The organism is Paenibacillus sp. FSL H3-0333 (genome assembly GCF_038002805.1).
In the GTDB taxonomy this organism is placed as follows: domain Bacteria; phylum Bacillota; class Bacilli; order Paenibacillales; family Paenibacillaceae; genus Paenibacillus_AQ; species Paenibacillus_AQ silagei.
This window is the reverse complement of record NZ_JBBODG010000001.1, coordinates 6,053,780-6,079,065: the sequence shown is the minus strand read 5'-3', so window position 1 is coordinate 6,079,065 and position 25,286 is coordinate 6,053,780. Positions and strand designations below refer to the sequence as shown.

The 25,286-nt window shown below is 53.4% G+C and carries 20 protein-coding genes and 1 pseudogene; 18 read left to right on the top strand and 3 right to left on the bottom strand.

The window, feature by feature from the left end; all coding sequences use genetic code 11:
• Positions 1-28: 28 nt before the first annotated feature.
• Complete coding sequence (locus tag MHH78_RS26855; protein WP_341169411.1) at positions 29-1,144, top strand: glycoside hydrolase family 88/105 protein; 1,116 nt, start codon at positions 29-31, stop codon at positions 1,142-1,144.
• Positions 1,145-1,264: 120 nt separating this feature from the next.
• On the top strand, positions 1,265-1,894 hold the full coding sequence (locus MHH78_RS26850) for a hypothetical protein (RefSeq protein WP_341169410.1): 630 nt from the start codon (positions 1,265-1,267) through the stop codon (positions 1,892-1,894).
• A gap of 294 nt (positions 1,895-2,188) precedes the next feature.
• On the opposite strand, the gene MHH78_RS26845 is transcribed toward MHH78_RS26850, so the two are convergent.
• On the bottom strand, positions 2,189-4,441 hold the full coding sequence (locus MHH78_RS26845) for an FAD-dependent oxidoreductase (protein ID WP_341169409.1): 2,253 nt from the start codon (positions 4,439-4,441) through the stop codon (positions 2,189-2,191).
• A 137-nt stretch (positions 4,442-4,578) separates the two neighbouring features.
• Here MHH78_RS26845 and MHH78_RS26840 point away from each other — a divergent pair, with 137 nt between their 5' ends.
• The 5 genes from MHH78_RS26840 to MHH78_RS26820 all read left to right on the top strand — a co-directional run bounded on the left by MHH78_RS26840 (position 4,579) and on the right by MHH78_RS26820 (position 9,990).
• Positions 4,579-5,376: an AraC family transcriptional regulator gene (locus tag MHH78_RS26840; protein ID WP_341169408.1), complete on the top strand. Its 798-nt coding sequence runs from the start codon at positions 4,579-4,581 to the stop codon at positions 5,374-5,376.
• Between the two features lie 104 nt (positions 5,377-5,480).
• Entirely contained in the window at positions 5,481-6,257 is a 777-nt protein-coding gene (locus MHH78_RS26835) for a GNAT family N-acetyltransferase (RefSeq protein ID WP_341169407.1), read from the top strand.
• 60 nt (positions 6,258-6,317) lie between these two features.
• Complete coding sequence (locus tag MHH78_RS26830; RefSeq protein WP_341169406.1) at positions 6,318-6,686, top strand: hypothetical protein; 369 nt, start codon at positions 6,318-6,320, stop codon at positions 6,684-6,686.
• A gap of 256 nt (positions 6,687-6,942) precedes the next feature.
• The gene (locus MHH78_RS26825) at positions 6,943-8,508 is read left to right on the top strand and encodes a glycoside hydrolase family 43 protein (protein WP_341169405.1); all 1,566 of its coding nucleotides are present in this window, start codon (positions 6,943-6,945) and stop codon (positions 8,506-8,508) included.
• Positions 8,509-8,538: 30 nt separating this feature from the next.
• Positions 8,539-9,990 (top strand): glycoside hydrolase family 28 protein, encoded by a 1,452-nt coding sequence (locus tag MHH78_RS26820; RefSeq protein ID WP_341169404.1) that lies wholly within the window; start codon positions 8,539-8,541, stop codon positions 9,988-9,990.
• 25 nt (positions 9,991-10,015) lie between these two features.
• On the opposite strand, the gene MHH78_RS26815 is transcribed toward MHH78_RS26820, so the two are convergent.
• On the bottom strand, positions 10,016-10,885 hold the full coding sequence (locus tag MHH78_RS26815; protein WP_341169403.1) for a helix-turn-helix domain-containing protein: 870 nt from the start codon (positions 10,883-10,885) through the stop codon (positions 10,016-10,018).
• Positions 10,886-10,959: 74 nt separating this feature from the next.
• On the opposite strand from MHH78_RS26815, the gene MHH78_RS26810 reads away from it, so the two are divergent.
• The 4 genes and pseudogenes from MHH78_RS26810 to MHH78_RS26795 all read left to right on the top strand — a co-directional run.
• Positions 10,960-11,850 carry a pectinesterase family protein gene (locus MHH78_RS26810; RefSeq protein WP_340954740.1) on the top strand — a complete coding sequence of 297 codons (891 nt, stop codon included), beginning with the start codon at positions 10,960-10,962 and terminating at the stop codon, positions 11,848-11,850.
• A gap of 56 nt (positions 11,851-11,906) precedes the next feature.
• Positions 11,907-12,941: a dienelactone hydrolase family protein gene (locus MHH78_RS26805; protein ID WP_341169402.1), complete on the top strand. Its 1,035-nt coding sequence runs from the start codon at positions 11,907-11,909 to the stop codon at positions 12,939-12,941.
• 35 nt (positions 12,942-12,976) lie between these two features.
• Complete coding sequence (locus MHH78_RS26800; RefSeq protein ID WP_341169401.1) at positions 12,977-14,104, top strand: glycoside hydrolase family 88/105 protein; 1,128 nt, start codon at positions 12,977-12,979, stop codon at positions 14,102-14,104.
• A gap of 1 nt (position 14,105) precedes the next feature.
• Positions 14,106-14,303, top strand: a pseudogene (locus tag MHH78_RS26795) (phosphoribulokinase); the annotation flags it as partial.
• Between the two features lie 74 nt (positions 14,304-14,377).
• Here the strand turns inward: MHH78_RS26795 and MHH78_RS26790 are convergent.
• Positions 14,378-14,869, bottom strand: a complete 492-nt coding sequence (locus MHH78_RS26790; RefSeq protein WP_341169400.1) for a DinB family protein — start codon at positions 14,867-14,869, stop codon at positions 14,378-14,380.
• A gap of 289 nt (positions 14,870-15,158) precedes the next feature.
• Between MHH78_RS26790 and MHH78_RS26785 the strand changes: the two genes are divergently transcribed.
• The 7 genes from MHH78_RS26785 to MHH78_RS26755 all read left to right on the top strand — a co-directional run bounded on the left by MHH78_RS26785 (position 15,159) and on the right by MHH78_RS26755 (position 25,037).
• Positions 15,159-18,182: an S-layer homology domain-containing protein gene (locus MHH78_RS26785; RefSeq protein ID WP_341169399.1), complete on the top strand. Its 3,024-nt coding sequence runs from the start codon at positions 15,159-15,161 to the stop codon at positions 18,180-18,182.
• Positions 18,183-18,538: 356 nt separating this feature from the next.
• Entirely contained in the window at positions 18,539-19,288 is a 750-nt protein-coding gene (locus MHH78_RS26780; RefSeq protein ID WP_341169398.1) for a response regulator transcription factor, read from the top strand.
• Entirely contained in the window at positions 19,285-20,220 is a 936-nt protein-coding gene (locus tag MHH78_RS26775) for a sensor histidine kinase (RefSeq protein WP_341169397.1), read from the top strand. The genes MHH78_RS26780 and MHH78_RS26775 overlap by 4 nt, the downstream gene beginning before the upstream one ends.
• A 104-nt stretch (positions 20,221-20,324) precedes the next feature.
• Complete coding sequence (locus MHH78_RS26770) at positions 20,325-21,242, top strand: ABC transporter ATP-binding protein (RefSeq protein WP_076079106.1); 918 nt, start codon at positions 20,325-20,327, stop codon at positions 21,240-21,242.
• Entirely contained in the window at positions 21,235-21,927 is a 693-nt protein-coding gene (locus MHH78_RS26765; RefSeq protein WP_341169396.1) for an ABC transporter permease, read from the top strand. Before MHH78_RS26770 ends, MHH78_RS26765 begins: the two co-directional genes overlap by 8 nt.
• Positions 21,928-22,168: 241 nt before the next feature.
• On the top strand, positions 22,169-23,986 hold the full coding sequence (locus MHH78_RS26760) for an ATP-binding protein (RefSeq protein ID WP_341169395.1): 1,818 nt from the start codon (positions 22,169-22,171) through the stop codon (positions 23,984-23,986).
• 250 nt (positions 23,987-24,236) lie between these two features.
• Positions 24,237-25,037, top strand: a complete 801-nt coding sequence (locus tag MHH78_RS26755; protein ID WP_341169394.1) for a class I SAM-dependent methyltransferase — start codon at positions 24,237-24,239, stop codon at positions 25,035-25,037.
• Positions 25,038-25,286: the final 249 nt, after the last annotated feature.

Here is a 25,286-nt window from a genome sequence, read left to right as displayed (position 1 = left end):
CTAAGGAATAATAAGGAGCTGATAATCGATGACAAATGAAATATTGCTTGAGAAGATCGGGCTGGTCGTAGACAGGCTTATGAATCTGGGCGGCAGCGACTATGAAAAGGATAAAACTGTGGTTCAGGCCGATACCAGAGTAGGGATTGTGCAACGGGATTTCGGCATTGAAGAATGGGATTGGCCTCAGGGCGTAGGTCTGTACGGTCTTTACAAGCTGCAGAACTATTACGGCGATACACGCTATATGGAATTTTTCCGGAATTGGGTTTCCCGTAACCTGGAGGCGGGATTGCCTTCCAAAAACATTAATACAACCGCTCCTTATTTGCCTCTGGTGCTGCTCCTGGATCAGCTTGAGCCTTCCGGCGAACTGGAAAAGCTCTGCCGGGAGCATGCGGATTGGCTCATTCATGAGCTGCCCAAGACCAAAGAAGGAGGTTTCCAGCATACGGTCACTGCGATTGGCAACCGGGACGGCATTCACCTGCACAACGGACAGTTATGGATTGATACACTCTTTATGGCGGTGCTGTTCCTGAACCAGGCGGGGCGCAAGTTCAACCGCCCGGAGTGGGTGCATGAGGCTGAACACCAGATTCTGCTCCATATCAAGTATTTGTTCGACAAACATACCGGCTTGTTCTTCCACGGCTGGAGCTTCGAACGTAATGATAATTTCGGCAGTATCTTCTGGTGCCGCGGCAATTCCTGGTTCACGTATGGTATTGTCGATTACCTGGAAGCTTGCCAGGAGTCGATTAGCCCGGGGTTCCGGCAGTATCTGATGGATACGTATATTGCTCAGGTTAATGCTCTGGTATCCCTCCAGGCCGCTTCCGGTCTGTGGCATACCGTCCTGCAGGACCCATCCAGCTATGAAGAGGTATCGGGGTCAGCCGCAATTGCCGCAGGGATGATCAAAGGCATCAAGGCCGGTATTCTGGATGCCTCCTATCAGGCTGCGGCAGACAAGGCCATTCAGGCGGTATGTCAGAATATTAGCGCAGACGGCACGGTGCTGAATGTGTCGGCCGGAACCGGTATGGGGATGGATAAGGAGCATTACAAGAACATTGCCCTCCGGCCTATGGCCTACGGACAGTCCTTGGCTCTTATCGCTTTGTATGAAGCGTTAAATTAAACAGCAGAAAGCCTGATCCTTGAGCATTTACGCCAGAGGATTAGGCTTTTTTTCACAATAAATTATGTTAAGATTACGTTAATTAACACTTGGAAATCGACGAACGGGGAGAGAGAAGTAATGACTGACTTTACAGCGATTCGAGACCTGTTCCACATTACGGAACCGTGCGGATTCGATCATGAATCGTTAACCCCGTGGCTGGAACGCTACGGGCATATTCCTCAGGTGTTGCGGGCGTATTATACGGAGCTTGGGGCCCACTCTGCATTGAACGCAACTCAGGATTTTCTGGTTCCGCCTCACAAATTTCCGCGTTATATGGAAGAAGATTACTGCATTTTTTATACCGAAAATCAAGAAGCCTGCGTGTGGGGAATCCGTGCAGCGGATATGAAGCTTGATAATCCTCCCGTCTATGTGCGCAGCGGAGCCGAATGGGAGCGCCTGCGTTCGTCTGTTAAGGAATTTTTGCTGGCCATGGCCCATTTGCAGGCAGTGCTGGCGATGGAGTATAGCAGCGAAGAATATTGGGATATCGATGAGGTTGTTGCGGAGCGAATTGAGCAGAACTTTCCATCCCGCCAAGCAAATTCAGATTTGTACACGGGCGTACGTTTTTTTGGCCGGCCGGGTGAATTGATTATGATTATGAACAACAACGGTGGCCATCTGCTAATGTTCGCGGCCGAAGACGAGGAACGCCTTGATGAATTGTACAACCTCTTTGAGCAGTGGACGGAGCAATAGCTCCTTCAGCGTCAAAAGGGCCTGACCGCAGTCAGGCCCCGCTCAACATACATCAAACAGTTTCCATCCCATTTGAACTGGAACAAAATTAAATTTGCAACTGTGGTGGAATCTGACTTCACAAAAGTAACATATACCGTATGGGTTCCTACCGCTGTTCCGGCATTGATCGGGATATTCTTAACTGACCATGTTTGCTATCCATACTTATTTTAGCTGTACTACCGAAGTCTACATTTTAAATGCTGTAGCCTTCCGCTTCAAATTTCAATGTGTTAAATTTAGTCCGCTCCCTTAACCATATACCCGCACCTCAATAATCTCCGCATACTGGCTTCCGTTAGTCGACTCAATCACAACGCGCAGGCGGCCAGTTGTCACAGCTTCGTTCAGCGTGTGTACCCGCTTGCGCTTGTGGTTGTCACGTTCCCCGGCAACTGAGGTCCATTTGCCGTCCAGGTAAGCTTCAATACGATACTCCTTAACGAGTGTTGGCAGGATTTCGTAAGGCGTAATATGATGATGCAGGTTGATCAGATCCTCGTTGACATCGTCATTGAAGGTAACGTGAACCTCGCGCAGAGTTACCGGCTCGTTCCAGGCCAGCTCTAGCCACTCCGGCTGGCCGGAGTTCATCCGGTCAGAGGACCACAAGTGCGGGCCTCCATATGGACGGAGGTATCCGTCCACCGCTTTGTCTGCGGCGAATGCGCTCGTAGGGGCAGACAGGCGGAGGCACGGGGCTTTGTGATCGAATTTCTTTTTGTCCCACTGCACTACGGGCTGTGCAGGCGGATTCTCGCCGAAATCCTGCGAGGCTGCGGGGGTCTCATTATGCCCGTAGGCGAGCATACCCGAAGCTGGCTCATCCGCCATATGCAGCGACAGTGCAGGATTGGCCTTCAAGATCAGGAACGCGTTGCGCGGTGACTCCGGCTTCCACTGAACCGGGAGCTTCACCCACTGGGCGGCTCCGGCCTGAACGGGAGCTGACGCGGACTGAATCAGTGTATGGGGAATATAATTCTCGGGCCGTCCGGTCTCCCATAGCTCGACCGTCAGCTCTGCGGCTTCGGCCGCATCGATCAGCAACTCAATTCCGTCCAGCCCCGGATCGGCCGCAACGGTGATGCCGATGTTCGCTGTGAGCGGGACGCTGAACGCGGATTGCTCCACGCCGAACCGGGTCCGCTCGCTGGAAGCGCTGAGCCCAGCCTTCAGCGACAGATCGGCATCATCCTCGTTGCGTATCCCGAGGACGGAAGCATCCTGGCGCAGCATCGTCTGCTGCAGCTCGTTCAGGTGGTCCGCATGCAGTTCGCGCGGCGATATTCTCTTGGCGGCGCAGAGTGCCGCGCCGATACCGGCGGCTTCGCCGATGACCGCGCAGGTAGCCATGACGCGAGTCGTGCCGAACGCGACATGCGAGGCGCTGATGTCGCGGCCGGCCATCAGCAGATTGCTGACGTTCACCGAATACAGCGAACGGAACGGGATGTGATAGCTGCCGTCCGAATACATATGCTTCGAGCCTGACTCTGTAGCGTACACTCCCTGCGGCGGATGCAGGTCAATGGACCAGCCGCCGAACGCCACACGGTCCGGGAATTCGCGCTGGGCCAGGATATCGTTCTGATTCAGGACATAATCGCCAATGAACCGGCGGTACTCCCGCTTGCCCGGAGTCAAGCCGACCCATTCCAGCGTCATGTTGTCAGCGTCGAATTTGCCGGAGTTCTTAATATAGTCCCAGATCCCGTAGATCACAGACCACAGCTCGTCGCGGATGGCCTCATTGTCATGAACAGTGTCCTGCTCGCCGCCGAATTCGATCCACCAGTAGGCGCAGCCGTTGTCGCCGCTGCGGATGATGCGGCGCTCGGCAATAGAGGTTTGTGTAATATCCTTTGCCATGGCTGGAGCGATATATTTGACCGGATGACCTGCGTCCTTGGTATAGAAGAGCAGTGTGCTGCCGAGCGTAATATCATCTGCGATTAGCGGTGCCCATTCCTCATTATATTCTTCGCGTGCTTCACGGCCCAGCCGGTACTCTGCCCCTGCCAGGAAGCCTACCAGGCCGTCTCCCGTACAGTCCAGAAAGACCGCGCTTTCAAAAGTGATTCTCCGCTCCGACCCCATCATCCACCCGGTCACGGAGCGGATGCTCCGCTGGCCGTTGCCATCTTCGTACGCATCGACCTCATGAACATCGGTGTTCAGAAACAGCTGAATGTTCGGCTCGGCCTTAACCGCTTCAAGCACAACCATATCCCAGAGATACGGATTGCCGTCTTTGTTGCGGTACTGGTTCTCCACAAACAGCTCGCCCATAATCCCCGTTTCACGGGCATACCGGTGAATGCCGTGTGAGGTTGCACCGCATACCCATACCCGCACCTCACTGCTGGAGTTACCGCCGAGCACCGGACGGTTATTAATCAGCGCCACACGCTTGCCCAGACGGGCTGCCGCAATCGCCGCGCATACCCCTGCCAGTCCGCCGCCTACCACAGTTACATCCGTGTTGACCGTTTCACTACGCATTGTTGAACCTCTCCTTTGGTGTGTGTTAATATATCCGTAGTTTCATGATAGAATAATCAATAATCAAATGACATGCATATAATTTCTTGATTTGTACACTTTATTTCATTGAATAATGCATCTAAGGAGCGTCAGACATGCGTATGAATTGGTCGGTTCGTCCGGCAGTCTATCTGTATTGGGAGCAGAAAAAACAGTTCCTGCTGGAGCACGACACCTACCCCGTGTGGACCTTATTTGCGGTGGAGCAGGGACAATTCGCTTACCGCTTCGGAGACCACGAAGGGGAAGGCGGGTCCGGGGATATCATTGTATGTCCGCCGGGGACAACCTTTTACCGGAGAACGCTTAGTCCGTTGACCTTTCATTTCATACAATTCGAATGGGAGGAAGTGGGGGGACCGGAGGACGCCGCAACGCTTGGAGGCAGATGGACTGTCAGGGATGTGGAGCGCTTGATGTCTACCTACCGCTATATGCGGAGTATCGGAAGAGGGATTCAGGAGGAGCCGGGATATAGCCGGATGAAGCATATGCTGGAGGATCTGTGGAGGCTGCTTGAAATCGAGCGCAGCAGTGCATCTGAGGAGCTGCGCTCTGGAGAGACAAGCCCGGGCTCGCTGATGCAACAGGCTAAGCAATGGCTGCTGGAGCATGCCTGTACACCTATGACCCTGCAGGAGCTGGCCGCTACCCTTGATATTACACCGGTACAATTAACGCGGCGTTTCCGTACAGCCTATGGGATGGCCCCTTCTGACTTTGTGACCGGACTCCGGCTCAGACGGGCCTGCCAGCTCTTGGAGGATTCAAGGTTGCCCATTGAAGGGATCGCCCAGCAGTGCGGTTACGAGAACGGCTTCTACCTGAGCCGGGTGTTCACGGCGAAGCTGGGATTAACGCCATCCCGGTACCGTAAGCTACACCGTGTGTAATGAATAACAATTGTATGGATCAATGAATTATATTATCATGTAATTAGCTGTTTATCTAATTTGTTGTAAACCATACTGTTTTCTCTAGAAAGGAACGTTTTGAAATGATCGAGAACGAAGCTTCTGCCACCGCCGCAAGAATGATAATGGATGCTGATCAAGATAACACTTATCCCACATTTGCGTATTCGGTATTGGATCATTACATCGATGGAGATATCATTACCGATAAGTCTTCGGCTCTGATTGGCACCTCTTCAGGCATTTATGCAGTGATGGGCGATGAGACAAATGATGATTTTGCATCCAGGCTGCTGCACGAATTCAAGCATAGAGAGATGCTTAATCAGAGGTTTACGTTATTTTCATCCTCTGAACGATGGGATAGAAGAATTAAAGAGCTATTCGGGGCGAAGCTGCAGCGGATGCCGAGGTATTCTTTTACATTCAATGAGCACCGTTTCATGCAATCGCAAAGAGCGGGTATACCGGATGGCTTCCGGCTGAACAGGACAAATAAGGAATCGCTTGAGGTGAATAGAGAGTTCGATGCAGCGTACATCCGGAAATACTGGGGATCGGTGGAGCGTTTTGCGGACAAGGGCTTCGGTTTCTTTGTTACGGAACACGATGTATTTGCTGGGGAATGTGTCTCTATATTCTCGTCCGAACAGTACGCTGAAATTGATATAGTGACGAATCCTTTGTATAGGGGAAGGGGCGTGGCGGGGTGTGTTGCCGAAGCTTTTATCCTGGAGAGCTTAGAACGTCAGATCACGCCAAGATGGGACTGTGACCTTCACAATATTGCCTCTATCCGATTAGCGCAGAAATTAAATTTTGCCGCTCCAGAGACCTATTCGCTCTATGTGAGGAAGTAGGGGTCCCATTCCATGTGTTAATAAATGGGTATATAGATAGCTTAGGAAGGAGGCGATAACATGCTTAATCATTGGCATAGACTGTTTTTGCTGGTCTCAGTATTCTTATTGATTGCTGGCTGCGGCCCTTCGAAAGCAGATGTCATTGATCAGCTGGTGTCCAAGGAAGAGAACGTACTTCACATGCATATATTCTCCAATTCACGGGATTGGGATAATGAAGTAAATGAGGTACATAATTCCGAGCCTGCGCTCGTGGAGCATATCCCGCATGTGACTGTGCATACAGAGGAGAAGAAGCTGAAGTGGCTGGAGGTACTGGGCCTGGAAGCGAAAAGGCCCGTAATTGTGATTTTTGATCATGAACAAATGGTCTATCACACAAGTGAGCCTGAACAATTAAGAGAGTATGCTAAGACGCTTGATTAAAATAATCTGATTCACTCATTTCAGCGGGCTACTACGAGAGTGAATTCTACACTTCCAGAGTGCAGCGACAGTAAGGGATGTTATCCGTCCTCTGCTGTCGCTGTTTCTGTTTGCAGGACAAGAAAGTATAAAAAACAGGAAAAAGAACATAGAAAGCGCAAGAAAATTAAACTTATACGAACTATAATGGGTTATGCTTACATATCGTTGATTGAGTATTCGTACCTATTGCCCGTATGAAGGAGGACTTCCGAATTTGAGAACATTCCGTAATCCGGTGCTGCCGGGCTTCTACCCCGATCCTTCGGCCATCCGTGTAGGAGAGGACTATTATCTGGTTACTTCAAGCTTTGAATTCTACCCCGGGGTTCCGGTCTTTTACAGCAGGGACCTTGTCCACTGGCGCCAGCTGGGCCATGTGCTGGACCGTCCGTCCCAGCTCAATCTGGACGGAATTCTCCCGTCGAGGGGGATTTGGGCACCGACTCTCCGGTACCATCAAGGTCTCTTTTATATGATCACGACATTTGTTGATAATCACAAGCAGCCGCATAATTTCTATGTAACCACAGCTGATCCGGCGGGAGACTGGTCAGATCCGGTCTGGCTGGAGGATGCGCCCGGCATTGATCCCTCCCTGTTCTTCGATAAGGACGGCAAGGTCTACTACACCGGTAACCGGGTGCCTCCCGGGGGCCAGGATTATCCTAAGCATATGGACATCTGGCTGCAGGAGATTGATCTGGCGCAGGGCAAGCTTACCGGCCCGAAGCACAGTCTCTGGCAAGGTGCGCTGAAGACAGCGCATGCCCAGGAAGGGCCGCATCTGTATTCCATAGGAGGATGGTATTATCTGCTGATCGCCGAGGGCGGCACCGGACATACCCATGCGGTGACGGTTGCCAGAAGCCGGAACGTGACGGGGCCTTATGAGGGACACCGGGCCAACCCGATCCTGACCCACCGCCATCTCGGCAGAGAGTACCCCATCGTGAATACGGGTCACGGGGAGCTTGTGGAGACGCAGCACGGGGATTGGTGGATGCTCTGTCTGGCCTCCCGGACCTGCGGGGGATATTACCGCAACCTGGGCCGGGAGACCTTCCTGACTCCAGTCAAATGGGAGGACGAATGGCCGGTAGTCAATCCCGGCAAGGGCGTACTTGAGCTTGCGGGGCCAGCACCGGATTTGCCGGTGACGCAGTGGCCGCTGCTGCCGGTGCGTGATGATTTTGCTGACGGGGAGCTTAGCCCCGTCTGGAACTTCCTGCGCACGCCGCGCGGTGAATTCTGGAGCCTCAGCGAGCATCCGGGACATCTGCGGCTGCGGCTGAAGCCGGAGGTGCTTGCAGAGACCGGCAATCCGGCTTATATCGGAAGACGGCAGCAGCATCTCAGCTTCAGAGCCGCAGCGGAGATGCGCTTCCAGCCGGAGGCCGCAGGCGAGAGCGCCGGACTGGCCCTGATCCAGAATGCGGATAACCACTTCCGCTATGAACGGGCGCTGGAGGATGGCAGGCAGCTGCTGAAGCTGACCGTGCGCAGCAGAGGAGCTGAGCAATTGCTGGCCTCTGCGCCTTATCCGCTGGATACCGTACAGCTTAAGGTAGAAGCCAGGGGGCAGGATTACAGCTTTTATTATAGAGCTTCAGGATCAGACACCTGGACCGCACTGCATGAAAAGGCTGACGGCCGGGTGCTGAGCACGGATTGGGCCGGAGGTTTTACAGGGGCCTATATCGGAATGTATGCCAGTGCGGGCGGAGCACAGAGCAGCAAGGTTGCGGATTACGGCTGGTTCAGCTATGAAGAGCTTGAATAGATCTTGATTAGACAGAGATGGAGGAATACGATGAATAATAAATATGATTCCGAAGTTTATCCAATCCCGGAGCTTCCTCAGATTCCACAGCGGACCTTCCGTATTACAGACTATGGGGCAGAAGCTGAAGGGCTGCTCTGTACATCTGCTATACAGGATACCCTGGATGCCTGCGCAGCTGCGGGAGGAGGAACGGTGATCATCCCGCCTGGAATCTGGCGTACCGGGCCGCTGACGCTGCACAGCCGGATCAATCTGTGTGCCGAGCGGGGGGCACTGGTATGCTTTGAATCCGACTATTCGCGGTATCCCCTGCTGTTCTCCCATTACGAAGGGACAGCCGGCTGGCGGTGCCAGGCTCCGCTGGACGGAGAGGATCTGAGCGATGTAGCCATTACCGGTGAAGGCATCTTCGATGGCAGCGGTGAGGCCTGGCGTCCGGTAAAGCGCTTCAAGCGGACGGAACTGGAGTGGAATAGCCTGCTTGCCTCCGGGGGGGCCTTGGATGAACAGGGCGAGATCTGGTGGCCTTCCAAGGAAGCGCTTGCGGGAGAAGCCTGTTATCTGAGCCTGAAGAAAAAAGGCGAGACAGCAATGGAAGCCTACCTCCCTGCCCGTGCGTATCTGCGTCCAGCGCTGCTGAGCCTGCGGAATTGCCGTAGAGTGCTGCTGGAGGGGCCGACCTTTCAGAATTCTCCTGCCTGGTGTCTGCACCCCATGGGCTGTGAGCAGGTTACGATCAGACATATTCAAGTGCGCAATCCGTGGTACTCCCAGAACGGGGATGGCCTGGATCTGGAGTCCTGTACACATGCGCTGGTCGAGCACTGCGGGTTCGATGTAGGCGACGATGCCATCTGTCTGAAATCGGGCAAGGATGAGGAGGGCCGCCGGGCAGGAAGAGCTTGCCGATACATTACGATCCGCCATTGTACGGTCTATCACGGGCATGGCGGGGTAGTGATCGGCAGTGAAATGTCGGGCGGTGTACATGCGGTCCGGGTGAACGACTGCGTGTTCATGGGTACGGACATCGGGCTGCGCTTCAAGAGTACCCGGGGAAGAGGCGGCGTAGTAGAGGATATCCGGGTAGAAAATATACAGATGTCAGGCATCGTCCATGAAGCGGTCTCCTTCCACCTGTTCTATGCCGGGGTTGAGGGGTCTGAGGGCTATGATGAGCAGGAGGTCCCGGTCACGGAGGAGACTCCGCAGTTCCGTAACATTACGCTGCGGAATATGGCCTGCCACGGGGCGGCAACCGCGCTGCTGGTGAACGGGCTGCCGGAAATGCCGCTTGCTGCGCTTACGGTGGAGAATTTCAGCGCCATAAGCAAGCGGGGAATCATCCTGCGCCATGCCGCAGGTCTGAAGCTGGACCGGATCAGGCTGCAGACGCAGGAGGAGGCGCAGGTACAGATGCATAAGTGCAGTGATGTTGAGCTTGTCCGTTCAGGAGAGCTGGCCATCACAGAGCATTAAGCAGAGGTACGGGGCGGAACGGATACTACCCTCCAGACTCCGGTGTAGGCAGTGCCCCCGCTTCCTTGCGGTACTGGAGCGGGGTCAGGCCGGTTGATTTCTTGAAAGTTTTATTGAAATGGGACAGATGCTCGAAGCCGACTGCCCCGGCAATCTCCTGGATTCTGGCGGGGGTACCGGCCAGCAGGCGCTGGGCCTCGCGGACCCGGATATGGACGATATATTCCCGGAAATGAAAGCCGGTCAGGCGATGAAATACCCGGCTCAAATAGGACGGACTGATGAAAAAGTCCTTGGCGGTCTCTTCCAGCGTAAGCGCTTCCCGGTAATGGGCACGGATATAGGTGGCGACATCGGTTACCAGATGGTGCAGCGGATGGCGGGTCCCGCCGGACTGGGCCGTGCTCTCCGAACGCTGGAGCAGAATCATCAGCTCAGTCAATAGCGCGGTGACACAGGCTTCGTACAAGGGCCGCCGGAGGCGGGATTCCTCCAGCATGCGGTTCAGCAGGGACTCCGCTTCATTCTGCTCGCGCAGGGTCAGCCTGAACAAGCGGTAGCGGCGGCTCTGGAACCACTGCTGCTCGTCCCTCAGCACCGGGGGCAGCAACAGCGGGTCATAGTTGATCAGAATCCGCTCGAACTCAGCCTTCTCAGAGCTGGCCGTGGAATGGAGCTCGCGGCCGGGAATCAGAATCAGCTCGCCTTTGTGAACCGTAACCACCCGGTCGTCCACGAAATATACACGCTCCCCGTCCGTCAGATAATACAGCTCCGTCCATTCATGGCTGTGGGGGCGCGGCATGGCAGTGATGCCTTTGCGCTTCATATGCTGGATGCTGAAGCGTCCGTCTTCAAGATAATATTTGGGATTAGGGCCAGATACGCTGTTCATACATCTCCTCTTCTCCTGGAAGCTGTTACGGTTATTATAGAATACATTCAGGTTGCTGTGAAAGGAGCCGTTCAATGTTAATGATAGTCTCGAAGAATGCCGGAGAAGGATTCAGCAGTTTGCAGGAGGCGCTGGATTCCATTCCGCCGGGGGAGATGCAAGCCGTAACCATACGGATTAAGCCCGGGATCTATGAGGAAAAGGTTACGGTTGTCCGCGAAGCCCCGCCCATCCTGCTGCTGGGAGAGGATCAGCATTCCACGATTATCTCGTGGAATGATAATGCCCATACGCTCGGCGCGGACGGTGAACCGCTGCGTACCTTCCGCACCGGAACGCTTAATGTGTTCGCAGAAGGCTTCACTGCCGAGAATCTGACCATCCGCAACACCTCCGGCCCGGGAACAGGACAGGCAGTCGCGGCGTTCGTGGATGCCGGGCAGGCTGTGTTCCGGCGTGTACGTCTGTTAGGGGACCAGGATACTCTATATACCGGGCCGGGGCGGCAATATTATGATGATTGCTACATTGAGGGGGATGTGGATTATATTTTTGGCCCGGCCACCGCGTTGTTTGACCGCTGCCATCTCCATAACAAGCGCTCCAGAGGGTATATCACAGCGGCTTCAACGCCGGAGGGAGCCGCCTTCGGTTATGTGTTCCTGGATTGCCGGATTACCGGCGGCGAAGGGGTAAGTGAGGTCTATCTCGGACGCCCTTGGCGCCCTTACGCGCATGTCGCCTTCATCCGCACGGTGATGGACGGATCGGTGACCGGAGAAGGCTGGCATAACTGGGGGCAGCCGGACCGGGAGCAGTCCAGCCGCTATGAAGAGTACGGCAGCAGCGGCCCGGGCGCTTGCCCCGAAGGCCGGGTGGCGTGGTCTCGCCAGTTAACTGCGGAGGAAGCTGCACAGTACCGGATCCTGTCTGTGCTGGACGGCTGGCATCCCGAGGGCTATTAATCACTTGGACCGTGGTACACCCGGACCCAGGCATTCAGGATTGGAGGATTTCCCTGATGGAATCACTTGAACAATATATCAATCAACTGACGGCTTCTGCACCGCGCAGCTCTGCCTTCAGGGCAGAGCTTCCATTCGGACAATGGCGGGAATCCCTTGCCGCAGGATTCATAGAGCGGCTGGGCGGATTCCCTGCTCAGAGGGCGGCGCTTGAACCGGTACAGCTGGAGCGGACAGTCTGTCCCGGGTATATCCGCGAACGGGTCGAGATTACCACCTATGAAGGACTGCGAATGGCCATGTATCTTCTGCTCCCGGAGCAGCCGCTGTCCTCGCCCTGCCCGGCTGTGCTGGCTATTCACGGGCATGGCTACGGCAGCCGCGAGATCACCGGCTTGAACCCGGACGGGTCGGAGCGGACGGGGGACCCGGGTCTGCATAAGGATTTTGCCGTCTCCCTGGTGAAGCAAGGCTTCGTCGTTGCGGCTCCCGAGGTACTCGGTTTCGGAGACAGGCGTCTGGCTGAGGATCTTGCCAGCGGCGAGCCTGGACGTAATTCCTGCTTCCGCCTGTCCGCGGCGCTGCTGATGACAGGGCAGACGATGGCAGGCTGCCGCATCTATGAGACGATGCGGGCGCTGGATTATCTGCAGCAGCGGGAAGAGGTGGACGATGAGCGGATCGGCATTATGGGCATCTCCGGCGGCGGGCTGGTGGCGGGCTTCACGGCTGCACTGGATGAACGGATCAGCAGTGCGGTGGTCAGCGGCTACGCCAATACGTTCGAAGCCAGCATTCTCACCCGGCATCATTGTCTGGACAATTATATTCCGGGCATTCTGCTGGAAGCGGAGATGCCGGACCTGCTGGGTCTGATTGCACCGCGCGGGCTGTTCCTGGAGGCGGGGGACACAGACCATCTGTTTGGTCCTGCTGGCGCGAGACAAGCCTTGGACCGGCTGGAGCTGATTTATGCGGCAGAGGGCCATGACGGGCGGCTTGCGGCGGATTTTTTCACAGGGGGTCATGAGATTCATGGGGAACCGGCGTATGCGTGGCTGCTTAAGCAGCTTGCCGGTCCGCAGGAGTAGGGTAACAGGTAGCGCAAACGACAGGAGGAATAGAGATGTCTATATCAGAAGCAGTAAGCACAGGCTTATCCCGCAGAATTGCGGATACCTTCATCGGTCAATGCAATGAACAAGGGGAGCACGAGTATGTAATGGAGCGCTGGGCATATGTTCCCGGTATGCTGCTGATGTCAGTGGCCCGGGCCGGGATGCAGCATAGCGAGCCTGAGTACCTCTCGTTCATGCAGCGGCATATGGACAGCTTCATCGGGGAGGACGGGGCCATCCGCTCCTATTCGCTGGAGGAATATAACCTGGATCAGATCAATCAGGGTAAGAATCTGTTCTGGCTGTACCGTCAGACGGGCGAGCAGCGCTACGCGGAAGCCGCCCATCTGCTGGCAGCGCAGCTCATCGGACAGCCACGGACCTCCGAAGGCGGCTTCTGGCATAAGAAAATATATCCCTTCCAGATGTGGTTGGACGGATTATATATGGCTTCGCCGTTCCTGGCCGAATACGGGGCGGTCTTCGGGCGTCCGGAGCTGATCGATGAAGCCGCCCGTCAGCTGCTGCTGATTGAACGCAGAACCCGTGATCCGCGTACCGGCCTGTTCTATCACGGCTGGGATGAATCCGGGGAGCAGGAGTGGGCGGACTCGTCCACCGGATTGTCCGCTCATTTCTGGAGCCGGGCGATGGGCTGGTATGCGATGGCTGCCGTGGACTGCCTGGAGCACTTCCCGCTCACCCATCCGCAGCGGGGTACGGTGATGGGGATTTTTCAGCGGATGTGCGGTGCGCTGGTTGAGGTGCAGGATCAGGAGAGCGGCCTCTGGTATCAGGTGCTGGATCAGGCGGGACGCAAGGGCAACTACCTTGAAGCGACAGGCTCCTGCATGTTCGTCTATGCGATGGCCAAAGCCCTGCGGCTGCGTTATCTGGAGCCTTCCTTCAAGGCAGCGATGCTTCGAGGCTACGAGGGAATCCTTAAGCATCTGGTTACCGAAGACGAACAAGGTGTTCATCTGGATAAGATTTGCCACGGGGCAGGGCTCAGCAAGGACCGCAACGGCTCCTACGATTACTACATTTCCGAAGCCGTTGTATCAGATGTACCTATGGGGGTAGCGCCGCTGCTGCTGGCTTCTCTTGAAGTGGAGAGGTATGTTGCCGGGCAATAGGCTGTATGACCTCAAAGTATACCTGCATACGGATGGGGAGAGCGAGCTGAGGCGCAGGGGAATCCGGGATGTGGCTGAGCGGGGCACGGATATCGGATACTTAATGAAGTCCCATGAACAGCGCAGAATTCAGTATGAATTATTCATGCATCCGTATCATGAGAAGTTCGATATTGTGATCAGGAATCAGGAAGCTTAGTTTCTGTCCACAAGTAGGTTAAAAAGCTGCGGCCCCATCTATCCAGATTTCAGTGGACAGACGGGGCCGCAGTTTTATGATTTAGGGACCGCAACTGATGCTGCATACTTGTCTATCTGCTTCATGTGATGCTTGTCGTGGGAGATGAAATCTCTCAGATACCTGCGGATGTTGAATTTCTTGCCGTCCCCATCAGGATGATTCTGTTCCAGCGCCGCATCGCTGAAAGAGGCCGCTAGCCCGGTAATCTTGGTCCGGTACAGGACGAATTGCCGGATGGCTTCCTGCCGGGTCACAGTTCTGGCGTATAGAACCGCATTGGCATTGAATGCATTGAAGTCGAGATGTGCGGCTGTCAGCGGCAGGCCCTCTTGGATTTTGACCAGGGCCTCTTCATAAAAGTATTTGTCCCACAGCATGATGTGGCAGAGGACATCCTTCAGGGACCATTTCCCGGCCTGCAGCGGAGCCTCCCAGTCTGCATCTTCCAAGCGGTCCAGCGATTGAATATAGGTGATGAACGATTCAAATTCAAGAATGAGCTGCTTATTGGTTTTGGCTGCCATGATCATTCCGCCTTTTCTGTCAGATTGAATACGAGATTCTATAACTCATTATAATATGAGAAACTGGACGACAGCCTGTCAGGTTCATAGATTCCATAGACTGGATGATAAATCAGTCATTAGGAGGTTTTTTTCACTTTCCTGGTTAGAAAATAAAATCCGGAAATATACCAATCTTTTACTAGGATCATGATATAATTTTAACGGATTAATAGGGCTTAAGGATTAGATAGAGCAAGGGGATTTATAATTTGTATGCTTTTATAACTACATTGTCGGGGGAATCAGTTTGTTTATTAAAAGAAGTGTAAGAAAAAAAGTAATCGCTGGAGCACTCGCCATATGTCTTGCGATATTGCCGGCAGGCGCAGCTTTTGCGGGTAATGCGCCGGATCTGGCAGGAAACTGGGCGAAGGATCAAATCAGCAGGTGGATGGATCAAGGTCTGATCTCCGGCTACCCGGATGGTGAATTTAAGCCGAATAACCTGGTGACTCGGGCCGAATTAACGGTTTTGATTAATAGGGCTTTTGGATTCACTGAAACGAAAAAAGCTAATTTTAGCGATATCTCCAGCAGTAAATGGTATTATTCAAGTATTTTGCAGGCTAATGCAGCAGGTTACATTCAAGGCTACGAGGATGGGACCTTTAAGCCTGATCAGAAGATCAACCGTCAGGAACTGGCTGTTATCATTAGCAAGTTGCTCAAGCTGACAGCACCGGCTGCGGCTCCTGAGTTCGGTGATATGACTAAGAGTCCGGATTGGAGCAAAGGTGCTATCGGGGCTGTAAGCGAACAAGGTATTATGACGGGTTCCGGTGATGGGAACTTTCGGCCCCTCGCTTATGCAACCCGGGCAGAGACAGTAGCCATTTTGGACAGGGCGCTATCCTTGCTAAATGCAGATTCCGATGAATATGTAATCATCTATGAAACACCAGGTATATATGGTCCGTTGTCAGGAATGTCGGAAGTAGACAGTGATGTAGTGGTCAGCGTGCCGGGTATCACACTCCGTAATATGAATATCACTGGAAATCTGCTGCTAGGAGAAGGCATAGCTGAAGGCGATGTGCGGCTCCAGAATGTAACAGTAAAAGGCAATACCGCGATTGAAGGCGGCGGGGTGAACAGTATTCATCTTGCCGATTCCACACTGGGCTCTGTACGTGTTGACAAGGAAGATGGCAGTCTAAGAGTGGTCGCTGAAGGAAAGACCCAAATCCATAACCTTCAGATTCAGTCCGCTGCTGCCGTTGAATCCCTCACCGGAGCTGAGATCAGCACTCTCACGTTATCTCCTGAAATTCCAGCGGATGCCCGCATTCTGTTGACCGGCAGCTTCAAGGCTGTGAATATTCTTGCATCACGCCTTAACATCGAACTCAGCGGGGGCACTATCGAGACAGTCAATGTTGATAAAACAGCGGGCAGTAATAAATTGTCCAATAGCAGCAATATCAAGTCCATGACAATGAACGCCGGTATACAAATATCAGGTAAAGGCAACATCGGGAATGCGGTTGTCAACGCTTCGGGCATTACGATGGAGAATGCTCCAGGTAAACTTACGATCGGCACAGATGTTCCGGCAGATGTGAAAGTAAATATAGCCGGTTCTGATCTAACGGTTGCTGCGTCTTCGGCGGCCCCAACAGCGGCTGTACTAGTTGGCGGCGGAGGGGGAGGAGCTGGCGGAGGTGGCAGTACGGTAGAAACTCCGGCGCCAACGGCGGCACCGACACCAATAGCAACGCCAGAACCGACGGCAACGCCGACACCAATAGCAACGCCAGTACCAACGGCAACGCCGACACCGACACCAATACCAACGGCAACGCCAACACCAGTAGCAACGCCAATACCAACAGCTACAGTAGTACCCACAGCGGTGAATTCACCGTCGCCATCCCCATCCCCATCCTCGTGGCCGGTAGTAACACCCATAGTAACACCTGGGTCAACGGTTGCACCTACACCGCCCATTGTAAATCATGGGGTTGTAAAAGGTTTCATTGAGCGTGCAGACGGGAAGGCTGCTGATTCAGGTATCTTGTACTTAGAACGGGATAGCGATCATATGATTTACACCGCTGCACTGACGAACGGGGAATTCTCAATAGATTTGCCGGATGGGCCGTACAAGATTTACTCGCTGCGTTCCACAACTACACAAGAGATCATTTCACTCTACTATATGTTTTACGTTATGAATGGCAAGGCAGATAGAGAAGTGCATATTCTCATTCCTGAGCAGCAGTCAGGTACGATACAGTATTCGGACGGGACTGTAGTTGAGAATGGAGAAATAATTGTACAGCGCCTGGACAGCGGGCCGCTTGGCTGGTATAGTGCCGAAATCCAAGCAGGCAACTTTAATTTTTATTTACCTGACGGTCATTATAACGTAGAAATGTTAATCTATGGTGAAACCAACAATCAATTAAGAATTAATTATTTATTTGAGGTCATTGACGGCAAGAGCAATCTGGATATAAAATTGCCTCCAAAAATTGAAGGAAACATTAGCTTCGTGGATGGCTCCCCGATTGACGACGGATGGCTGGAAATTAGAGAAATGAATGCTCAGAATTACGGAATTTACAGGGTCCCTGTGGTTGCAGGTAAGTTTGATCTTTATTTACCGGATGGCGATTATAACATTGGGGCGTTAAACACTGACGAGGCAAGAACTATAGATTTGCGCACGCAGATCAAAATTGTTAACGGTGAACCTGCCGCCGGGCCGATTGATATTAAAGTACCTTTAGCAATATCAGGCAAGATATATAATGAGGACGGAACTCCATACGCTGGTGGAGTATTAATAATCGAAGAGGTGGGTACTGCTTCACCGCTTCTATATTCGGCCACTATTAAGAAGGGTATGTTTGATTTCTATCTGCCGGATGGCGCATACCGTGTACGTCTTTTAGCAGAAGAAATGTACTCCAGCTACAATGCCAAATTCCCGTATTACAGGTTTTCGGTGCTGGATGGACAGTCAGATCCGCGTGAGCTTGTAATTCATTTGCCGGCGAATAATGTCACCGGTACTTTGAAATATGAAGATGGGACCGCGCTGCCGGACGGCTATATTGAATTAGGCAGTGGTCTTGACGGTATGGATTATATCAAAACGGTTGAGTTGAAAAACGGGGTTTTCGGTGCTGATTTTCCGGATGGGGAATACGATGTATTCATCTATTGGGACGCCAAGCATCAGAAGAGGATCGAAATCAATTGTAAATTTAAAGTTAAAGAGGGCTTGCTTGTTGATCCCCTCGATATTATTTTGACTAAGGAATAATAAACGAATACAGCAGATGATCTGGAAAAACAAAGCAGCGCTTCTCCCGTTACAAGAGAGCCGCTGCTTTGTTGCATGCAATACTGGGTCACTGTTGTAACGCCAGTCCTCCGATAGCTCTCTTTTTAGTAGAATCGCGTCCGCAGCATTGGTATACTTTAACAAAGCTCCATCCAATCATGAATTCTAAGGTGAATCAGTCACTTGTAAAAGATATGTTGAACGGTATTGCCATCGAAATCAGCGATTTTGGCTCGTAGCAGATTTATATAATCGGGCTTGTAGAGGCCGGTGTTAGTTTTTTAGTGCTGCCTGCTGCTACAGGCGGCGTCAAATAGGAGTACGGGAGGTTCATTATGCAACAGAGGGTGCTGCTGATCGAGGATGATGAAGCGATCAGCGAAATGGTCCATTCTTATCTGACCAAAGAGGGCTATGAGGTGGAGATCGCATATGACGGGGACATGGCAGTGAGCAAGTTCCTGGGCGGCCTTACTTACGATCTGGTATTGCTGGATTTGATGCTGCCGAAGCGCAGCGGCACGGATGTGCTGCAGATGATCCGCAGCGGCAGCCTTGTGCCGGTGCTGATTATGTCGGCAAAGGACAGCGATGTGGACAAGGCGCTGGGGCTGGGCTTCGGCGCGGATGATTATATTACCAAGCCGTTCTCGATGATTGAACTGGCGGCCCGTGTGAAGGCGGCGATCCGCCGGGCGGGGTATGCTGCATCTGGAAGCCAGGCTGCTGCCGGGAGCGGAGCCCAGGATGGCGGAGAGACACAGCCGGAGAAGCCGAAGGGAATAGAGCTGCGCGGGCTGAGCGTGGACCTGGATAATTTCTCCGTGCGGAAGAACGGACAAGAGCTGAAGCTGACCGCCAAGGAGTTCCACATCCTGAAGCTGTTCGTGAGCAGTCCGGGCCGGGTATTCACCAAGGCGCAGATCTACAGCCAAGTCTGGGAAGAGGATTATTATGGCGATGAGAATGTAATTAATGTACATATGCGCAGATTGCGCGAGAAAATTGAGGATGATCCCTCCCATCCGGAGTATATCAAAACGCTGTGGGGGATCGGCTACAAGCTGGGGGATGTGCTGCTGTGATCATTCTGTTGCTGGTTCTGCTTGTACTGTTGCTTGTGGTCACTACGTTACAGTTCTTGAAATCACGGCAGCATGCCCGCCAGTTGGACTACATTCACTATAAGCTGGAGAGCATTATAGAAGGCGGATCGCATGAGCGGCTGCTGCTGATGAGCAGCAGTCCGCAGGTGCAGCAGCTGCTGACCGACCTGAACCGGCTGCTGGATGTTAACCATCAGGGAGCGGCTAAGCGGAGTAAGCTGGAGCAATCCATGCGCGGAATGCTGGCGAATGTGTCGCATGATCTGAAGACGCCCCTGACGGTGGTGCTGGGCTATATTGAGACGCTGCTGCATGATGAGGCGATATCCAAGGAAGAGCAGGAACGGATGCTGCGGACGATTCATACCAAGGCTGGTGAGGTCATTGTGCTGATGAACCGGTTCTTTGATCTGGCGAAGCTGGAGTCGGGGGACCGGGATATCCCGCTCTCGCGGGTAGAGCTGGGCGAGGTCTGCCGCCGGAATATTCTATCCTTCTATGATCTGCTTAGTGAGAGCGGCACGGATGTGCAGATCGAGATCCCGGAAGAGCCGCTTCATATCATGGGCAACGATGAGGCACTGGACCGGATTCTGACGAATCTGCTCTCCAACGCGATTACCTACGGTAATGCAGGGGGAGTGCTGGGACTCAAGCTGTACCCGGACGCCGGACGGGTCTGCATAGAAGTGTGGGACCGGGGCAAAGGCATCGCCGAAGGCCACGAGGATAAGGTGTTCGAGCGGCTGTACACCCTGGAGGATTCGCGTAACCGCGACTATCAGGGCAGCGGCCTGGGACTGACGATTACGAAGCGGCTGACCGAGCAGATGAACGGGACTATTTCCCTGAGCAGCCAGCCGAATGTGCGTACGGCATTTACGCTCTCTTTTCCCAGACAGTCCTTCTGAAGCTTCTTAAGAATTAAGTAAGATTTCAGTAAGAAAAAAGCAAATTCCGCCCTGTAGAATAAATACCAGGAAGAACAAGACGATGCTAAAGGGGATAACGGAAAATGACAACGATACTCCGGACATGGGATCTGACCAAGGTCTATGAGGATAAGGAAATTGTTAGCAGTGTGAATATGGAGATTAAGCAGGGTGAAATTTACGGGTTCCTGGGACCGAACGGCGCCGGCAAAACAACGGTGATGAAAATGATCACGAATCTGGTGAAGCCGACGGCGGGCGAGATTGAATTTGCCGGGGAGAAGATGACCCACCGCTCTTACGACATGCTTAAGCGCATGGGCAGCATTATTGAATACCCGGTGTTCTACGACAAGCTGAGTGCCCGCGAGAATCTGGCGCTGCATGGGGAGTATATGGGCTTTTATGATGCCAATGCGATAGAGGAAGCGCTCGAATTAGTGAAGCTGAGAGCCGTGGACAGCAAACCGGTGAAGAATTTCTCCCTGGGGATGAAGCAGCGGCTGGGCATTGCCAGAGCGGTCATGACCAAGCCGGAGCTGCTGATTCTTGATGAACCGATTAACGGGCTGGACCCGCTTGGAATCAAGGAGCTGCGCGAGGTGTTCCGTATGCTGAGCCGTGATTATGGCATGACCCTACTGATCTCCAGCCACATTCTGGGTGAAATCGAACAGATTGCCGACACGATCGGCGTAATCCGTGAAGGAGTGCTGGTGGAGCAGGTGGCAATGGATACGATCCGGAGCCAGCAAACCCAGTATATCGAGCTGGTGACCAGCGAGTGCACGAAGGCCGTCTTCGTCCTGGAGGGGAAGCTGGGTCTCCGCAATTACAAGGTGCTTGACCCGCGGACCATTCGTGTCTATGAAGACATCCCGCAGCTAGAGCTGAGCCGGGCCCTGTCCGCAGCAGAGGTGGAGCTGGAGAGTATGAGCAAGAAGCATCATTCGCTGGAGGATCATTTTGTGGAACTGATGGGGGGCGTCAACCATGTTTAAGTTAATCCGGCTGGAGCTGCGCAAGAGTAAATTCACTTTTCTTAAGGGTGTGCTGATTGCGGATCTGGCCATTCTTACTGCTATGATCTTGCTGATTTTTACAGGGATGGATGATGGGGAATTCGATACTTATGGCGAGATTTTTCAAGGAGTATTCATATTTGTAAAAGCGACTTATATCGTCTTCGCCTCTGTGTTGCTTAGCAAGCTGGTCATCGACGAATACAAAAACAATACGATTACTGTGTTGTTCACGTACCCGGTACCGCGCAAAATGCTCATGGCCGCCAAGTTGATCATTGTCTTTTTGTTTACCTTCTTCGGCATTTTGCTGTCGGATATTGCCATCAGCAGCCTTCTAGCAGGAAGCTTGTATGTGTTCCCGAATGTTATTCAGGAGACATTGACCCGGGAGCTGATTACTACTCACCTGCTCAGCGCGGGGACGGATGCGCTATACGCGGCAGGCATCGGGCTGATTCCGTTATACTTCGGAATGCGCCGCAAATCCGTAACGGCCACGATTGTTTCCGCTGTGTTGATCGTCTCGCTGATATCCTCCGGCAACAGCTTCGGCGGCTTCCGCATGGGGGATGTGTTCGGGATTTCGATCACGCTTGCCTTGGCCGGTATGGCGATTGCCTACCTCTCCATCCGCAAGATCGAGCATCAGGATATAAGCTGAGGCTGCCGGAATCGAAGCCGGTCCACTCTTAGAAATGCAGCAGACAGTGCGGTCCTCCTGAAGGATTTGCACTGTTTTTGTTTTTGTACAGCCTGGTTAGTGCTATGTTTTTCTGGCGACCGCTAACGTTTTTTTTGCTATAATAGGAACTAATTCAGAGAGTTCTACATAATCAGAGCGTTTCTGCAGTCTTCGGACGCTAACGATAGCAGGGTTGAAGGAGCAGCGGAGGAGGTGGGCTATGCTTAAGGACTGGGCTTCTATTCTGGACAACGCGCTGTCTGGTGAAAGTGCTTATAGGGCGTTGTTCGATCATCATCCGGACCTCATCATTGTGCTGGACAGGCAGGGAAGGTACAGGGACAGTAACCGGATGTTAAGTGCCGAAGAGGCAGGCGGACTGAACGATTGCCGGATGCATCCGCCCGGTGAGGCTCATTTTGCAGCTGCCCTGGCCGGGATCACATCGAGCTTCGAGCTGGCCGTGGAAGACTCGGAAGGACATGAAGAGACGGGGAGAGGGGCCGGCGGTGCTGAGTCTGGGGGGAATTATGGTGCTGGAAGTGCGGGAAGTACCAGTGCTGGAAATGTGGTAAGTGCTGGTGCTGGAAGTACTGAGAGTGCTGGGAGTTCTGGAAGTGCCAAGGGAACGGGAAGTGCTTGCGGTTCAGGGGTTACGGTACGCTATGTGCCGCTTCACACAGACGAAGGCATTGCCGGTGTATTCGCTATCCTCCATGATCCGGGGAACCAGCCCCTGTCCAGTCTGCTGCATAGCTGGGTGAGCATGAGCAGCAGCCTTGCGGCAGGTGCTGAGCGGAATGTGCAGGCAGGAGACGAGTGTTCTGCGTATGCGGATGAAGTGGCCGCCGCGAAGGATGACGAGGAGCTGCCGCAGGCCGAATTCGTGTTCGAGATGGCCGAGGACAAACGGCTTAGCCTCATTCTGAACTCCGTCTCTGCCGGAATCTTCGGCCTGGACAACCTCGGCCGGACCATCTTCATTAACCGTGAAGGGGCAGAGATGCTGGGCTACGAGCCGTCAGAGCTGACCGGGCTGCCGATGATGGAGATAATCCATTACATGCATGGAGGCGCGCCCCTCCATTCTCTGCTGGAGTGTCCCATCACGCTTACCCTGCAAGACGGAGTTACCCGCAGCAAGGCGGATGAAGTGTTCTGGCGCAAGGATGGGACCAGCTTCTTCGTGAATTACCGGATCGCTCCGCTGCTGGACAGAGGGATGATCTGCGGTGTGGTTATTTCCTTCAGCGATATTACGAACGAGCGGGAGATTCTCCGCGCCAAGGAATCGGCAGAGCGGGCCGCACAGGCCAAGTCGGATTTCCTGGCAATGATGAGCCATGAGATCCGTACGCCGATGAACGGAATGATCGGTATGGCCGACCTGCTGCTGGAGACCGAGCTTGGGGAGGAGCAGCGCAGCTATGCCGAGATTCTGCGCAGCAGCAGCTACAGCCTGCTGCAGATTCTCAATGACATCCTTGATTTCAGCAAGATGGAGGCGGGCAAGATGCCGCTGCAATCCGAACGCTTCGATCTGCGGGAGATGCTGGAGGGCATTATTGATCTGTTCACTCCAAAGGCGGAGGAGAAGAAGCTCTCTTTGCGCTGGTGGGCAGATACCAGTGTGCCGGACATCGTCACGACCGATCCGAGCCGGCTGCGCCAGATTATCGTCAATCTGGTCGGCAACGCGCTGAAATTCACCGATCGGGGCAGTGTCACCTTGTCAGTCAAGAACATCCCGCTGCCTGCCTCACCGGAATATCTGCTGGAGTTCTCGGTCCGTGATACCGGTGTAGGCATTGCCGACAGCAAGTTGAATCTGCTCTTCCAGTCCTTCTCCCAGCTGCATCCGTCCATTAACCGCAAATACGGCGGAACCGGACTGGGACTTGCCATCTGTAAGCAGCTCGTGGAGCTGATGGGCGGAACGATCTTCGTGGAGAGCGAGGAGGACCGGGGATCGATCTTCCGGTTCATGCTGCCTTTTATGAAGGAAGAGGCGGAGCTGGAGCCGGAGTTACTCTCCTGAGGGTTAACCGGAGCCGGGGGCTGACGCTCACTTGTGTTCTCGTATATCGAGGACAATCACCTGTATTCTCAACTCTCAAGCCAGACAACCCGTTCCCCAAGATACAGTGGGGCGGGTTATTTCTGTTCGTTATATCGACTTTAACGCATGGGTAGCGTAAACCATTAGATTTCAGCTTGTTGCATTATAACCGGATTGTAGTAAAATCAGAAAGTGCCATTTCCAAATTCTTCTTACAAGGGGGAGTAACATGCAAGAGCAGATGTCACGTACGAATAAGACGGCTTGGGAGACAAAAGCCTATCAGGCCTGGACGCAGTACCATGGTTCACCTGAGGAGCTTGCAGTGCAGCTGCAGCAGGATCCCGCACATACGCTGCGGTATTGGCTCAAGTACACGGGCGATCCGTCAGGCTTGAAGGTGCTGAATCTGCTTGGATCTCACGGCAGGAAGGCCATTTGCTTCGCTTTGCTGGGAGCAGAGGTCACCGTTGTGGATATTTCTGAAGAGAACCGTTTATATGCCTGCGAAGTAGCAGAGGCAGCGGGGGTGAAGCTGGATTACATCTGTGCAGACGTCATGAATATCCCCGAAGAAGATGCTTTGGGAACGTTCGATGTAGTGCTGATGGAGTTTGGTATTTTACATTATTTCACTGATTTGAATGCGGTGTTTGCCTTGGTCCGCAGACGGCTGAAGGCAGACGGACGACTCCTGCTAACCGACTTCCACCCGTTCGCCAGGGCATGGCTGACCACGAAGACGCTTCAGCATCCCACCGGCAATTATTTTGACGATACGCTTAGAGAAAGTGAAGTAGCGTTCGCCAAGCTGCTTCCTGAAGAGGAGCGCTCCGGCCTAGAACAAGTGCTGGTGCGGAGCTGGACGCTGGGGGATATCCTGACCTCTGTCGCTTCGCAAGGGTTATATATCCGTACCTTCGAAGAAATCAAGAGTGCCGAGCACCCGGGATTCCCTCAATTCTACACGCTGGTTGCCGATGCTGTTGAGGGTCCGCTGATCCCGTTATATCCCGGTACAACAACTTAATTCAATCGCATACACAAGAAAAACAGCAGGTCCCCTCGAAGGGCCTGCTGTTTCTTGTTGGCAGAATGTAATCGAAAAACCGACCACAATGGGTGGCACGCAGGCGCGTAGTCCAAATGTAATCGAAAAACCGACCACAATAGGGGGTACGGTGGTGCGTGGGCCAAATGTAATCGAAAAACCGATCACATTACGCAATCGTGAGGCGAGTGGATCAAATGTAATCGAAAAACCGATCACATTGCAAAA

Bases quoted from the DNA above. Each gene is read 5' to 3' on its own strand.
- MHH78_RS26835 (WP_341169407.1), top strand. From the start codon at position 5,481: ATGATCGAGAACGAAGCTTCTGCCACCGCCGCAAGAATGATAATGGAT.
- MHH78_RS26855 (WP_341169411.1), top strand. From the start codon at position 29: ATGACAAATGAAATATTGCTTGAGAAGATCGGGCTGGTCGTAGACAGG.
- MHH78_RS26850 (WP_341169410.1), top strand. From the start codon at position 1,265: ATGACTGACTTTACAGCGATTCGAGACCTGTTCCACATTACGGAACCG.
- MHH78_RS26780 (WP_341169398.1), top strand. From the start codon at position 18,539: ATGCAACAGAGGGTGCTGCTGATCGAGGATGATGAAGCGATCAGCGAA.
- MHH78_RS26760 (WP_341169395.1), top strand. From the start codon at position 22,169: ATGCTTAAGGACTGGGCTTCTATTCTGGACAACGCGCTGTCTGGTGAA.
- MHH78_RS26810 (WP_340954740.1), top strand. From the start codon at position 10,960: ATGTTAATGATAGTCTCGAAGAATGCCGGAGAAGGATTCAGCAGTTTG.
- MHH78_RS26800 (WP_341169401.1), top strand. From the start codon at position 12,977: ATGTCTATATCAGAAGCAGTAAGCACAGGCTTATCCCGCAGAATTGCG.
- MHH78_RS26830 (WP_341169406.1), top strand. From the start codon at position 6,318: ATGCTTAATCATTGGCATAGACTGTTTTTGCTGGTCTCAGTATTCTTA.
- MHH78_RS26820 (WP_341169404.1), top strand. From the start codon at position 8,539: ATGAATAATAAATATGATTCCGAAGTTTATCCAATCCCGGAGCTTCCT.
- MHH78_RS26815 (WP_341169403.1), bottom strand. From the start codon at position 10,885: ATGAACAGCGTATCTGGCCCTAATCCCAAATATTATCTTGAAGACGGA.
- MHH78_RS26805 (WP_341169402.1), top strand. From the start codon at position 11,907: ATGGAATCACTTGAACAATATATCAATCAACTGACGGCTTCTGCACCG.
- MHH78_RS26765 (WP_341169396.1), top strand. From the start codon at position 21,235: ATGTTTAAGTTAATCCGGCTGGAGCTGCGCAAGAGTAAATTCACTTTT.
- MHH78_RS26840 (WP_341169408.1), top strand. From the start codon at position 4,579: ATGCGTATGAATTGGTCGGTTCGTCCGGCAGTCTATCTGTATTGGGAG.
- MHH78_RS26845 (WP_341169409.1), bottom strand. From the start codon at position 4,441: ATGCGTAGTGAAACGGTCAACACGGATGTAACTGTGGTAGGCGGCGGA.
- MHH78_RS26770 (WP_076079106.1), top strand. From the start codon at position 20,325: ATGACAACGATACTCCGGACATGGGATCTGACCAAGGTCTATGAGGAT.
- MHH78_RS26790 (WP_341169400.1), bottom strand. From the start codon at position 14,869: ATGGCAGCCAAAACCAATAAGCAGCTCATTCTTGAATTTGAATCGTTC.
- MHH78_RS26755 (WP_341169394.1), top strand. From the start codon at position 24,237: ATGCAAGAGCAGATGTCACGTACGAATAAGACGGCTTGGGAGACAAAA.